This window comes from Streptomyces yongxingensis, from assembly GCF_055597465.1.
This window is the reverse complement of sequence record NZ_CM145717.1, coordinates 8416981-8431092: the sequence shown is the minus strand read 5'-3', so window position 1 is coordinate 8431092 and position 14112 is coordinate 8416981. Positions and strand designations below refer to the sequence as shown.

1 protein-coding gene is annotated in these 14112 nt (G+C 74.3%); it reads right to left on the bottom strand.

Annotation, left to right across the window (positions count from 1 at the left end; genetic code table 11):
• Complete coding sequence (locus ACZ6TD_RS36175; RefSeq protein ID WP_471344861.1) at nucleotides 1-13692, bottom strand: type I polyketide synthase; 13692 nt, start codon at nucleotides 13690-13692, stop codon at nucleotides 1-3.
• Nucleotides 13693-14112 lie beyond the last annotated feature (420 nt).

The following is a 14112-nucleotide window of genomic DNA, read 5'->3' as shown; positions in this document are numbered from 1 at the left end:
TCATCCCAGCCCGGTGAGCCAGTCCGTGATGTGGCCCGCGGCGGCGGGGGCGTGCTGGTTGACGAGGGTGAAGTGGTTGCCCGGAGTGGTGAGGGTGGTGGTGATGTGGGGAAGGGCCGTCTGCCAGTCGTGCGGCACCGGGTCCGCCCCGGGTGATGCGGGGAGCGGGTCCGAGGCGCGCAGGAGCAGGGTCGGGAAGGGCGTGGGTGCGGGGGTCCAGGTGTGGATGAGCTGTTCCATCCAGGCATAGGCGGACAGGTCGGTGGCGGTGAAGCCGTCGGCGTGGTGCTCGCGCTCGTACAGTCCGTGCCACAGATGGGGTTGGAGTGCGCGGGCGGCAGGGGATTCCAGGATGTAGGTGTCCAGGAGGACGACGGCCCGTACGGGCGTTCCGTGGTCCGCGAGATGGCGGGCGGTCTGGTGAGCGAGGATGCCGCCGGACGAGGTGCCCAGGAGGATCACCGGGTCGGTGGTGTCACCGCCGGTGCTCGCGGCCACGGCGTGGGCCAGCCCTTCGACGAGGGCTTCGCGGGTGGCGGGCAGTGGCTCGTCGGTGCGGAAGCCGGGGGGCGTCAGGCAGGAGACGGCCCAGGTGTCGGGGAGCGCCCCGGCCAGGGTGAAGTAGGTGTCGGGTCCGGTCAGGGGCACGATGGGGGCCACGCAGATCAGACGGGTGTTTGACGTGCCGGTGGTGAGCCGGTCCAGGGCGGGCGGGATGGGCCCGGTGCTCTTCGGCCGGAGGGCGGCGAGGTCGAGAAGCAGGGTTTCGGCCTCGTTCCGGCGGCCCGTCCGCACGGCGTCGCGGTGGAGGCGGGCGACCAGGTCGGGCGTCGGGGCCGCGCCGGTGCCGTGGTCCTCCGTCGGCGCCGCGGCGAGGTGGTCGAGGAGATGGCCGGCCAGGTCGGCCGGGGTGGGGTGGGTGAGGACTACGGTGCTGGGCAGGGTCGTGCCCATCGCGGCGGCAAGCCGGTTGCGCAGGTCGATGGCGGCGAGCGAGTCCATGCCGTTGTCGCGGAAGGCGGAGTGTTCCTCGATCGCCTCGCCGGATGAGTGGCCGAGGGCCACCGCGGCCTCGCTCCGCACCAGGTCGAGGAGGAGCCGCCGCGCTTCCGCGGGCGGCAGGCTCCGCAGCCGTGCCGTGAAGTCGCCGTGTCCGCCCGTGGGTTGGGGCTCGGTGAGCTTGGCCGCCTCCGGCAGCTCGCTGAAGAACGGGCGGGGCGCGGCCTCGGTGATGACAGGGAGATAGCGGTCCCAGTCGATGTCGGCGACCGTCAGCGCGGTCTCCTGTTCATGCAGCGCCTGGGCGAGCGCGGCCAGCGCCAGGTCGCCGTCGAGGAAGGACATTCCGCTGCGCAGGAGTTGCTCACGGTCGTGCTCGCTCATCCGCCCGCGCGCCTCCTCCCAGGGGCCGAAGGAGATCGCCGTCGCGCGGGCGCCCCGGGCGCGGCGCTGGGAGGCCAGCGCTTCCAGATACGCGTTGGCCGCCGCCTGTGCCGCGTGGTGGCCGATGCCCCAGACACCGGAGACCGAGGAGAACAGCACGAAGGCGTCCAGGCCGGTGTCGTCGAGCAGTTGGTCGAGGTGCGCGGCGCCCGCCACCTTCGTGTGGAGCGCGTCGGCGAAGTGATCGGGGCTCGCCGTGGAGAGCGGTCCCAGCGGGCTTGTCCCCGCCGTGTGCACCACGGCGCGTACCGGATGGCCTTCTGCCGAGAGCCGGTCGAGTACCCCGGCCACGGCCTTTCTGTCGGTCAGCTCGCACCGCACCACCTCGGCGGTCGTCCCCTGGGCGGTCAGTTCCGCCATCAGTTCGGCCGCGCCCGGTGCCTCGGAGCCACGCCGGTTCATCAGCACCAGGCGCTCCGCGCCCTGGTGGGCCAGCCATCGGGCGACCCGGCTGCCCAGCGCCCCGGTGCCGCCGGTGACCAGGATCGTGCCGCGGGACGTCCAGGTGCCGGGCGAGTCGGCTCGTGCCGGTGCCCGCACCAGTCGCCGGACGAGGACGCCCGAGGAGCGCACCGCCGCCTGGTCCTCCCCTGGATCCGCCGAGAGCAGCGCGGCGAACCGGCCGGCCGCCTCGGGGTCGAGCCGCTCCGGGAGGTCGGCCGGCCCGCCGCGCAGCGACGGTGCCTCCACGGCCGCGGTCCTGGCGAGTCCGAGGACCATCGCCTGCCGCGGGTCGCGGACCGGGTCGGCCGGGCCGGTGGAGACCGCGCCGCGGGTCACCGTCCACAGCGGCACCTCGGCCCCGGCCGCCATCAGCGCCTGGACCAGCGACACGCTGAGGGCCGTACCGGCGGGCAACGCGGGTTCGCCGCTGTCCGCGTCCTCCGCCGCCGCGAGCAGCGACACCACTCCGGCCACCCGGTCGAGGCCGATGTCGGCGAGCTGTGCGGCCATCGCCGGTGGGCCGGTGCGGGTCCCGTCGAGCACCACACGGCGCGCCTGGGCACCGTGTGCGGTCAGCGCGGCCACCACATCCGTGTCGTCGATGGAGTCGGTGGTGAGTACCAGCCAGGTTCCGGTGAGTGAGGGGTCCGCGGGGACGCGCAGGGGTGTCCACACCGTCCGGTAGCGCCGCATGCCGGCCAACGTGTGCTCGTCCTGCCGCCTGCGCCACGCCGACAGCGCCGGGAGCACCGAGTCGAGCGCGCCCTTGCTCTCGGGTTCGAGGCCGATCAGCGTGGCGACCGCGGCGCTGTCTCCCTGGTCCACGGCGGTCCACAGCGGCTCGTCGGCACCTTCGGCGGTGCCGGCCCGCGAGGTGGACGGGGTGAGCGGGGCTGTCCAGTACGACTCGTGCTGGAAGGCGTAGGTGGGCAGGTCCACCGTGCGGCCGCCGGGGAGCACCCTGGCCCAGTCGACGGGCACGCCGTGGGCGTACGCCTCCCCGAGCGAGCGCAGGACCCGGTCCCATCCGCCGTCGTCCCGGCGCAGGGTGCCCAGGGTGACCGCCGGGCTGCCCGCGTTCTCGATGAGCTCGCTGGTGCCGACCGCGAGCACCGGATGCGGGCCGACCTCGATCATGACCCCGTAGCCCTCGCGCAGGAGACCGGTCATCGTCTCGGCGTAGGACACGGTCTGCCGCAGGTTCCGGCACCAGTACCGGGCGTCCAGCTCTACGGTGTCGAGACGGCCCCCGGTCACCGTGGAGTAGAACGGCACCTCCGAGGGGCGGGGCCGCACCGGAGCCAGCAGCTCCAGCAACTCGGCCTCGATCTCGTCGATATGCGCCGAGTGGGCGGCGAAGTCCACCCCGGCCAGCCTCCAGCGCATGATCCTGGCGCCGGACAGACCGCGCTCGACCTGGTCCAGAGCGGCCGGATCGCCGGATAGCGTCACCGTCTTCGGTCCGTTGACCGCGGCGATGCACACCGCGCCGGACACCTCGTCCAGCAGCTCCCGGATCCGCTCCGGCGATGCCATCGCCGACATCATCGCGCCGCGTCCGGACAGGCGTTCGTGGATGAGCCGGCTGCGCAGCGCCACCACGCGGGCGCCGTCGTCCAGCGACAGCCCGCCGCTGACGCAGGCGGCGGCGACCTCGCCCTGGGAGTGGCCGACGACGGCGGCGGGCTCGACGCCGAAAGAGCGCCACAGGGCGGCGAGCGAGACCATGACCGTCCACAGCACGGGCTGCAGCACATCGGGGCGCTTCTCGATCGGCGGAGCGCCGGGCTCACCGCGGATCACATCGGTGGGCGACCAGTCGAGGTACGGGGCCAGGGCCGCCTCGCAGTCGGCGACGCGCGCGGCGAAGACGGGGGAGACATCGAGCAGTTCGGCCGCCATCCGGGCCCAGGCCGCGTCCTGTCCGGGGAAGACGAAGACCACCGGGCCGCGCTCGGGCGCCGTCCCGCGCACCACTCCGGGATCGGAGGTGCCCTCGGCCAGGGCCGCCAGGCTTCCGCGCAGCGCCGCCGGGTCCTCGCCGACCAGCACCGCCCGATGCTCGAACGCGGCACGGGTGGTGGCCAGGGAATGCCCGATGTCCACCGGGTGCGTCCCTGGGTGGGCGTCCAGATGTGCGAGCAGTTTCGCGGCCTGGGCGCGCAGCGCTCCGGCCGACTTGCCCGCCAGCGGCCATGCCACCGGCCCGTCCCACACCGGATCCGGGACCGGGCCGGTGGGCACCGGGGCCTGCTCCAGTACGGCGTGGGCGTTGGTCCCGCTCATGCCGAACGCGGAGACCGCGGCCCGCCGCGGACGGCCGAGGTCGGGCCACGGTGCCTCCTCGGTCAGCAGCTCGACCGCGCCCGAGTCCCAGGCGATACGGGAGGACGGCTCGGCGGCGTGCAGCGTCTTCGGCAGCCGGCCGTGGCGCAGCGCCATCACCATCTTGATGACACCCGCGACACCGGCGGCCACCTGGGTGTGTCCGATGTTGGACTTGACCGAGCCGACCAGCAGCGGCGGGTTGCCGCCCCGGTCCTGGCCGTAGGTGGCCAGCAGCGCGTGCGCTTCGATCGGATCGCCCAGTGCGGTGCCGGTTCCGTGTGCCTCGACCACGTCGACGTCGGACGCCGAAAGGCCGCTGTTGGCGAGGGCCTGGCGGATGACCCGCTGCTGCGCCGGTCCGCTCGGCGCGGTCAGCCCGTTGGAGGCACCGTCGGAGTTCACCGCCGACCCGCGGACCACCGCCAGCACGTGGTGGCCGTGGCGGACCGCGTCCGAGAGCTTCTCCAGCACCAGGAGACCGGCGCCTTCGGCGATGCCCATGCCGTCCGCCGACTCGGCGAACGCCTTGCACCGCCCATCGGGCGCCATGACCCGGTGCCTGCTCAGCGAGACCAGGAGGTCCGGGCCGGTCAGCACCGTGGCACCGCCCGCGAGGGCCAGGGTGCTCTCCCCCGAGCGCAGCGACTGGCACGCCATGTGCAGCGCGACCAGGGACGCCGAGCAGGCGGTGTCCACCGTCACGGCCGGCCCGTGGAAGTCGAACAGATAGGCCAGACGGCCCGAGAGCACGCTGGGGATGGTGCCGGTGAGCTGGTATCCGTCGGAGTCCGCCGACACCCCGGTGCCGTAACTCTGGGCGGTCGCCGAGACGAAGGTGCCGGTCATGCTGGACCGCAGGGACGCGGGGTCGATCCCGGCGCGTTCGAACGCCTCCCAGGTGAGCTCCAGCAGTATCCGCTGCTGCGGGTCCATCGAGACCGCCTCACGCGGGGAGATGCCGAAGAACGCCGCGTCGAACTCTGCCACGCCGTCGACGAAGCCTCCCGCCGCCGAGTAGGTCGTGCCCGTCCGCTCCGGGTCGGGGTGGTACGCGCCCGTGTCCCAGCCGCGGTCGGCGGGCAGCGGGGAGATGGCGTCCGTGCCCTCGGTCAGCAACTCCCACAGTTGCTCGGGCGAGCGCACCCCGCCGGGAAAACGGCAGCTCATTCCGATGATCGCGATCGGCTCCGGATCGACTGCCCCGGCTGCCGGGCCGCCCGCCGTGATCGGGGCCGGTAGGGCGCTCTTCCGCCGCTCGTCGGCCTCGCCGCCCAGCTCGGTCCACAAATGGCCGGCCAGGGCCTCGGGCGTCGGGTGGTCGTAGATCAGGGTCGAGGGCAGGCTCAGGCCCGTCCGCTTCCGCAGGCTGTTGCGCAACTGGCCGGCGGTCAGGGAGTCGAAGCCCATGTCCTTGAACGTCCGCCCGCCCCCGGCCGCCGCCGGCCCCGCGAGCCCGAGCACCGAACCCACCTGCTCCCGCACCAGCTGGAGCAGGGTGTCCCGGGTCCGGTCGGCCGTCAGCCCGGCCGTCGGGCCGGAGCCGCCCCCGGTGGCGGCCCGGCGGACGGCGCCGGTGGGGACCAGGCCGCGGAGGACGGCGGGCACGGTGCCACGCGCCCGCAGGGCGGCCCGGTCGACGCGGGTGGCGACGAGGGACGCCTCGCCCACCGCACCCGCGGTGTCGAAGCAGGCCAGTCCCTCCTCGACGGTGAGCGTCGGCAGCCCGTCCCCGGCGATCCTGCGCAGCTGAGCGGCGCTCAGCCCGGCGGACATACCGCCGCTCCGCGGCCAGAGCCCCCAGCCGATGGACAGGGCCGGGAGCCCCGCCGCGGTCCGCCGCCGCGCCAGTGCGTCCAGGAACGCGTTGGCCGCGGTATAACCGGCCTGCCCCGCGTTGCCGAGGACCCCGAACACCGACGAGAACATCACGAACGCGGTCAGACCGTGGTCACGGGTCAGTTCATGCAGATGCCAGGCGCCGTCCAGTTTCGGGCGGAAGACCGTGTCCAGCCGGTCCGGGGTCAGCGCCCCGATCAACCCGTCGTCGAGCACACCGGCGGCGTGCACCACACCGGTCAGCGGATGCTCGGCCGGGATCGCCGCCAGCAGGGCGGCCACGGCCGCGCGGTCGGAGACGTCGCAGGCGGCGGTGGTCACCCGCGCGCCCTGCCCGGCCAGTTCGGCCACCAGCGCGTCGGCGCCGTCGGTGTCGGCGCCGCGACGGCCGGCCAGCACCAGGTGGCGCACCCCGTGCGCGGTGACCAGGTGCCGGGCCACCAGCGCGCCGAGACCGCCGAGACCGCCGGTGACCAGCACGGTGCCGTCACCACCCCATACGGTGCCCGGCGCGGCCGGGTCCGGGGCATCGACGGAAGTCAAGCGAGGCATCAGCAACTCACCGGCGCGCACCGCCAGTTCGGGCTCGCCGCAGTCCAGCGCCGCACGCAGCGTCCCGGCGGCCGCCGGCAGCGGATCCCCGGTGTCCGCGGGGTCCAGGTCGAGCAGGACGAACCGGTCGGGGCTCTCCTGCCGGGCCGACCGCACCAGCCCCCACACCGCGGCCGCCACCACGTCAGGGGCCGTGCCGGCGGTGGTGGCCACCGCGCCACGGGTCACGAACACCACCCGGGCGGGCCGACTCCCGCCGGTCTCGTCCGCGTCGTCGTCGTTCAGGTGTCGCCGCACCGTGTCGAGCACGGACGCGGTGACCGCACGGACCGCCTCCGGCACCGCCACACCGGCCGGTGGGGTGACCGGGACCAGCACCGCCTCCCCGGCGCCCACCGGTCCGTGCCCACCGGTGTCCGGCACCGGGGCCGGCAGCCAGTCCAGGCGCAGCAACGGCCGCGACGCCATGGCTGCCGGGGTGTGGACGTCCGGCGTACGCAGCGTCAGCGTGCGCGCCGACACCACCGGATGGCCCGCGGTGTCCACCGCGCTCAGCGTGACCGTGTCCTCGCCCGTCGCGCGCGTCCGCACCCGCAGCACCGACGCGCCCACGGCGTGCAGGGACACCCCGGACCAGGTCGACACCTCGGAGCGAGCCGACGCCGGCCGCCCGCCGTCCGGGCCGTCGGACCCGGTCGACGACGCGATGTGCAGCGCCGCCTCCAGCAGCGCGGGGTGGAGGCGGAAGGCATCGGCGTCCTCGGCGATGTGCTCGGGGAGGGCGATCTCGGCCAGCACCTCGTCACCGGCCCGCCAGACCGCCCGGACGGCCCGGAACGCCGGCCCGTGGGCGAGCCCCGTATCGCGCCGCCGCTCGGAGAAGCCATCGAGGTCGACGGGTACGGCGTCCGCGGGCGGCCACGCCGACCCGGCATCGGTACCGGCGCCGGGCGTGCCCGGCGCGAGCATGCCGGTGGCGTGCCGCGTCCATGGCGCGTCCGGTGTGCCGGCGGGCCGCGCGTAGATGCCCAGGGTGCGTCGGCCGCCGTCGCCGGGGCCACCGAGGGCGACCTGGATCCGCACCCCTTCGTCGTCCTGCCCGGGCAGCACCAGCGGGGCGGCCAGGGTGAGTTCCTCGATGAGACCACAGCCGACCTCGTCGCCCGCGCGCACCGCCAGCTCGACGAATCCGGCGCCGGGGAAGGTCACCTGCCCGGCCACCACATGGTCGGCCAGCCACGGCTGCGCCGCCACCGACAGCAGGCCGGTGCACAGCAGACCACCGGTTTCGGGCAGCTCCACGACCGCGCCGAGCAGCGGATGCTGCACACCGCCGAGCCCTGCCGGGACCGCGCCCGCCGAGGTGGTGACGACGGGCGCGGTCCAGTACCGCTCCCGCTGGAACGCGTAGGTGGGCAGCGCGACCCGGCGCGCACCGGTGCCGGTGAACAGTTCGGCCCACCGGACCGGTACGCCCCGCACATACAGCCGGGCGGCCGCCGCCAGCGCGGTGAACTCCTCGCCGCGGTCCTTGCCCAGCAGTGGCACGGCCTCCACGCGCGCCACATCGGGCAGGGCGTCCTGCGCCAGCACCGACAGCGTGGCGTCCGGGCCCAGTTCGAGGAAGGTGTGCGCACCGGCTCGTGCCGCGGCGCCGACCGCGTCGGCGAACCGCACCGTCAGCCCGACGTGCCGCACCCAGTAGTCGCGGGTACGGATCCGCTCCGCGTCGATCCGCTCACCGGTGACGGTCGAGAAGATCGGGATGCGCGGCTCGCCGAAGTCCAGGCCCTCGACGACCGCGCGGAAGTCGTCCAGCATCGGGGTCATCAGCGGGGAGTGGAAGGCGTGGCTGACCCGCAGCCGGGTGGCCTTGCGGCCGTCGGCCGCGAACCGGTCCGCGATGGCCTCGACCGCGTCGGCCTCCCCCGACACCACCACCGCCTCGGGGCCGTTGACCGCGGCGAGTCCCACGCGGTCCTCGAAGCCGGTGAGAGCCGCCGCCACCTCGTCCTCGGTGGCCCGCAGCGCGACCATGGCGCCGCCTTCCGGCAGCGCCTGCATCAGCCGTCCGCGGGCGGCGACGAGTGTGCACGCGTCGGGCAGGGACAGCACCCCGGCCACATGGGCCGCCGCGATCTCGCCGACCGAATGCCCGACCAGCAGATCCGGCGCCGTCCCCCACGACTCCACCAGCCGGTACAGGGCCACTTCCAGTGCGAACAGGGCGGGCTGGGCGTATTCGGTGCGGTTCAGCAGCTCCGCGTCGTCGCCGAACACCACCTCTCGCAGCGGTCGTTCCAGTTCGCCGTCCAGCAGCGCGCAGACCTCGTCCCACGCGGCCGCGAACACCGGGAACCGGCCGTGCAGTTCGCGCCCCATGCCCAGTCGTTGGGCGCCCTGGCCGGCGAACAGCAGCGCCAGCGGGCCGGGGTCGCCCGCCATGCCCCCGGCCACCTTGACGGGCCGCGCATCGCCGTCCGGCGTGCGGTCCGTCGCGGCCAGGAGGACCGCCCGGTGCTCCAGCTCGGAGCGGGTCGTCGCCAGCGAGTAGCCGATGTCCGCGGCCGCCGCGCCGGTGTCGGCCACGAACGCGGCCAGCCGGTCCAGTTGCGCCTCCAGCGCCGCCTCGCTACGAGCCGACACCGGCCACGGCACCACGTCCGGCCCGGCCTGCGACCGCGGCGCGCCCGAGGGCCGCTCGGCGGTCTCGTCGGGCTCCTCCCGCGGCGGCTGCTCGATGATCACATGCGCGTTGGTGCCGCTGATCCCGAACGACGACACGCCCGCGCGGCGCGGCCGCTCGACCGGTGGCCACAGGGTGGGCCCGGTGAGCAGCTCCACGGCGCCGGCCTCCCAGTCCACCTGTGACGACGGCGCGTCCACATGCAACGTGCGCGGCAGTACGCCGTGCCGCATCGCCAGGATCATCTTGATGACGCCCGCGACACCGGCGGCGGCCTGCGTATGCCCGATGTTGGACTTGAGCGACCCCAGCAGCAGCGGGCGGTCCGGGTCCCGGCCCTGCCCGTAGGCGGCGAGCAGCGCCTGGGCCTCGATCGGGTCACCCAGCCGGGTGCCGGTGCCGTGCCCCTCCACCGCGTCCACGTCCGACGGCACCAGACCGGCACCGGCCAGGGCCTGGCCGATCACCTGCCGCTGTGAGATTCCGCTGGGCGCGGTCAGACCGTTCGACGCACCGTCGGAGTTGACCGCCGAGCCGCGTAGTACGGCCAGTACCCGGTGGCCGGCCCGGGTCGCGTCGGAGAGCCGTTCCAGCACCAGAACGCCCACGCCCTCGGACCAGCCGGTGCCGTCCGCGGCCTCCGCGTACGCCTTGCAGCGGCCGTCGGGCGACAGACCGCCCTGCCGGGCGAACTCCACGAAGATGCCGGGCTCCGACATGACGGTGACACCGCCGGCCAGCGCCAGGGAGCACTCGCCGTTGCGCAGCGCCTGCGCCGCCAGGTGCATCGCCACCAGCGACGACGAGCACGCCGTGTCCACGGTCAGCGCGGGCCCGCGCAGCCCCAGGGCGTAGGCGATCCGGCCGGACAGCACGCTCGGCGAGGTGCCGGTGAGCAGATATCCCTCCGCGGCGCCGGAGCTGTCCTTGAGCCGCGGACCGTAGTCCTGGGCCATCGCGCCCATGAACACGCCGGTCCGGCTGCCGTGCAGTGCCGACGGGGCGATCTCGGCCCGTTCGACCGCCTCCCAGCTCATCTCCAGCGCCAGCCGCTGCTGGGGGTCCATCGCTTCCGCCTCACGCGGCGAGATCCCGAACAGCGCCGCGTCGAACCGGTCCGCGTCATAGAGGAATCCGCCCGGCCTGCCGGTCGCCGTCATCTCCGGCGCCCATCCCCGGTTGGCGGGCATGTCGGAGACGGCGTCCACTTCGCCGGACACCAGGTCCCACAGCCCCTCCGGCGAGTTCACCCCGCCCGGGTAGCGGCAGGCCATGCCCACGATGACCACCGGGTCGTCCGCCGGGACGGCGCGGGGAGCCTGCGCGGCGCCGCCGGTCAGCGGGCCGGTGAGCTCCGTGGCCAGATGGTCCGCGCACGCGTCGGGCGTGGGATGGTCGAACAGCACGGTGTTGGGCACCCGCAGCCCGGTCGCGGCCTTCAGCCGGGTCGCCAGCTCCACCGTCATCGCCGAGTCGAAGCCCAACTCCTTGAAGGACCGCGCCGGGTCCACTCGCTCCGCGGAGGCGAAACCCAGCACCACGGCCGTCTCCGTGCGCACCAGCCGCCCCAGGTCGGGGCGGGTCCACACGGCGCCGGATTCCGCACGCTCCGGCTCCGGCTCCGGGTCCGGGCCGGTGGCGTGTCCGGTCACGGCCGCCGGAACGGCCGGAGCGGCGTCCGGCGCCGCGGCGCCCCCGGCGGCCTCCGGGAGCCAGTAGCGCTCCCGCTGGAATCCGTACGTCGGCAGGGCCACCCGCCGGGCGTCGGCCCCGGCGAACGGCCGCGCCCAGTCGACCGGCACCCCGCGCACGTACACCTCGGCCAGACAGCTCAGGAACCGGTCCATCCCGCCCAGTTCCCGCCGCAGCGTGCCCACGGCGATCGCCCGGACGTCGGCCGCGTCGATGGCCTCCTGCACCGCGGGGGTCAGCACCGGGTGCGAGCTGACCTCGACGAAGACCCGGTGGCCCGCTCCGAGCAGCGCCCGGACGGCCGGTTCGAAGGCGACGGTCTGCCGCAGATTGCGGTACCAGTACCCGGCGTCCATGCCGGTGGTGTCCAGCCACTCACCGGTCACCGTGGAGAAGAACGGCACCTCGGCCCGGCGCGGGGCGATGCCCTCCAGCGCGGCCGACAGCTCCTCGCGCACCCGCTCCACCTGCGCCGAGTGCGAGGCGTAGTCCACCGCGATCCGCCGCACCCGCACATCCGCGCCCGCGAGTTCCTCGAACAGCTCGTCCAGCGTCTCCAGCTCGCCGGAGACCACCACCGAGCCGGGCCCGTTCACCGCCGCGATCGACACCCGGCCGTCCCAGCGGCCCAGCCGCGCCTCGGCCTCGGCCCGCGGCAGCGCCACCGACAGCATGCCGCCCGCCCCCGAGAGGCGGCGTGCGATGGCCTGGCTGCGCAGTGCCACCACGCGGGCCGCGTCCTCCAGCGACAGCGCTCCGGACACGCACGCCGCCGCGATCTCCCCCTGCGAATGGCCCAGCACCGCGTCCGGGACCACCCCGTGCGCCCGCCACACCGCCGCGAGGGAGACCATCACCGCCCAGGAGGCGGGCTGGACCACATCGACCCGTTCCAGCGACGGGGCGCCCTCGGCCTGTCGCAGCACCTCCGGCAGCGACCAGTCCACATGGGGCGCGAGCGCGGCTGCGCACTCGGCCAGCCGCTCGGCGAAGACCGGGGACTCCGCCATCATCCGGACGCCCATGCCCGCCCATTGCGAACCCTGGCCGGGGAAGACGAACACCCTCCGGCCCTCGATGTCGGCCACTCCCCGCACCACGCCCGGCGCGGACTCGCCGTCGGCCAGCGCGGTCAGCGCGCCCAGGGCCTCCGGCCGGTCCGGCGCGAGGACGACGGCGCGGTGGTCGAACGCGGTTCGCGTGGTGGCCAGGGAGAAGCCCACGTCCACCGGATGGAGCCGCTCGTTCTCCGCCAGATGGGAGGCGAGGCGGGCGGCCTGCGCGCGCAGCGCGTCCCGGGTCCGGCCCGACAGCGGCCACGGCACGGCGCCACCCGCCACCAGGGCACCGTCCGCCGTGCCCGCGCCCGGGTCCGTCGCCGCTGCCCGGTCCTCGGGCGTCGGCTCGGTGGCGGACACCACCAGATGACAGTTGGTGCCGCCCATGCCGAACGACGACACTCCGGCCAGGGCGCGGCCGTCGCGGTAGGGCCACGGGCGGGTGGCTGACACCACGTCCAGGTGCCACTCGTCGAAGCGGATCCGCGAATTGGGCTGCTCGAAGTTCAGGCTGGCCGGAAGCTCGCCGTTCCGCAGCGACAGCACGACCTTCAGGAGGCCCACAATGCCCGCGGCGCCCTCCAGGTGCCCCACGTTCGTCTTCGCCGAGCCGACCAGCAGCGGGCTGTCCGCGGGACGGTCCGCTCCGTACACCGCGCCGAGCGCCTCCGCCTCCACCGGATCGCCCACCCGGGTGCCCGTCCCGTGCAGCTCCACATACTGGACCGCCGCCGGGTCGACCCCCGCACGCCGGCACGCCGCCGCCAGCACCGCTGCCTGCCCCTCGGGGTCGGGGGTGGTCAGGCCCGCGCCGGGGCCGTCGTTGCCCACCGCGCTGCCTTCGATGACGCAAGTGATCTCGTCCCCGTCGGCCAGCGCCCTCGCCAGTGGCTTGAGCAGCACCATCCCCGCGCCCTCGCCGCGGACATACCCGTTGGCGCGCTCGTCGAAGGTGAAGCAGCGGCCGTCCGGGGACAGCGCGCCGAGCCGGGCCGCCGCCAGCGCGCTGTCCCGTACCAGGTTGAGGTGCACACCGCCGGCCAGTGCCATGGCCGACTCCCCGCGCCGCAGGCTCTCGCAGGCCAGATGCACCGCGACCAGCGACGACGACTGGCCGGTGTCCACCACCAGGCTCGGCCCCCGCAGGCCCAGGAAGTAGGACACCCGGTTCGCGATCACGCTGCGGTTCAGTCCGGTCAGGGTGTGGTGAGCGATCGCCGCGGGTCCCCTGCGCCGGTCCAGTACGCCGTAGTCGTCCGCGGTCACACCGATGAACACGCCGGTGTCGTCGCCCCGTACCCCGGCCGGCAGGACGCCCGCGTCCTCCAGGGCCTCCCAGGCCAGCTCCAGCGCGAGCCGCTGCTGTGGGTCCATCGCCCGCGCCTCACGCGGCGAGATCCCGAAGAACTCGGGGTCGAAACGGTCGACTTCGTCCAGGAAGGCGCCCCACCCGGTCTCGCCGGAGTCCGCCGCCTCGTCGTCGCCCCAGCGGCCCGGGGGCACCTGTGACACCGCGCTCATCCCGCCGGTCAGCAACTGCCAGAACCGCGCGGGATCCTGCGCGGACGGCAGCCGGCAGGACAGCCCCACTACCGCGATGGCGGTGTCAAGCCGCTGGATTCGGCCGGCGGATATGGACTCAGGTCGGCTCACGGTGCCGCTCCCCCACTCGTGGTCCTCACGGGCTGGGCAGGAGAAGGCAAGTGCTGGCACGCGCCGGATCTCCGAGAATCCGGCGACACCGGACTGCCGTTCAAGCCGTGATCAACAATGTGCAAAATAGTACATGTATGGTCGGCAGAAATCCCTAGAGTCTCCTGCGCGCGATGCCACTCTCCCTTTGGGGCTATTCGTCGCCCGTTTCCCCTGCCATGGATGCATTCCGTGTCATTACCGTCACCTTAGGCACGCGAAGGTTGCTGGGAATTCACCTAGACCTCCGGTGTTTGAAAGTCCGGGCGATCGCCTATCGTTGGGCGGGGTCGGCCGAAAAGAGCTGCCGAACGTCAAGCTGCCCGCTGCCCGACAGCCGACAGCGCGTCCGTCGGGACGCAGACGTGACAACACAAGCGC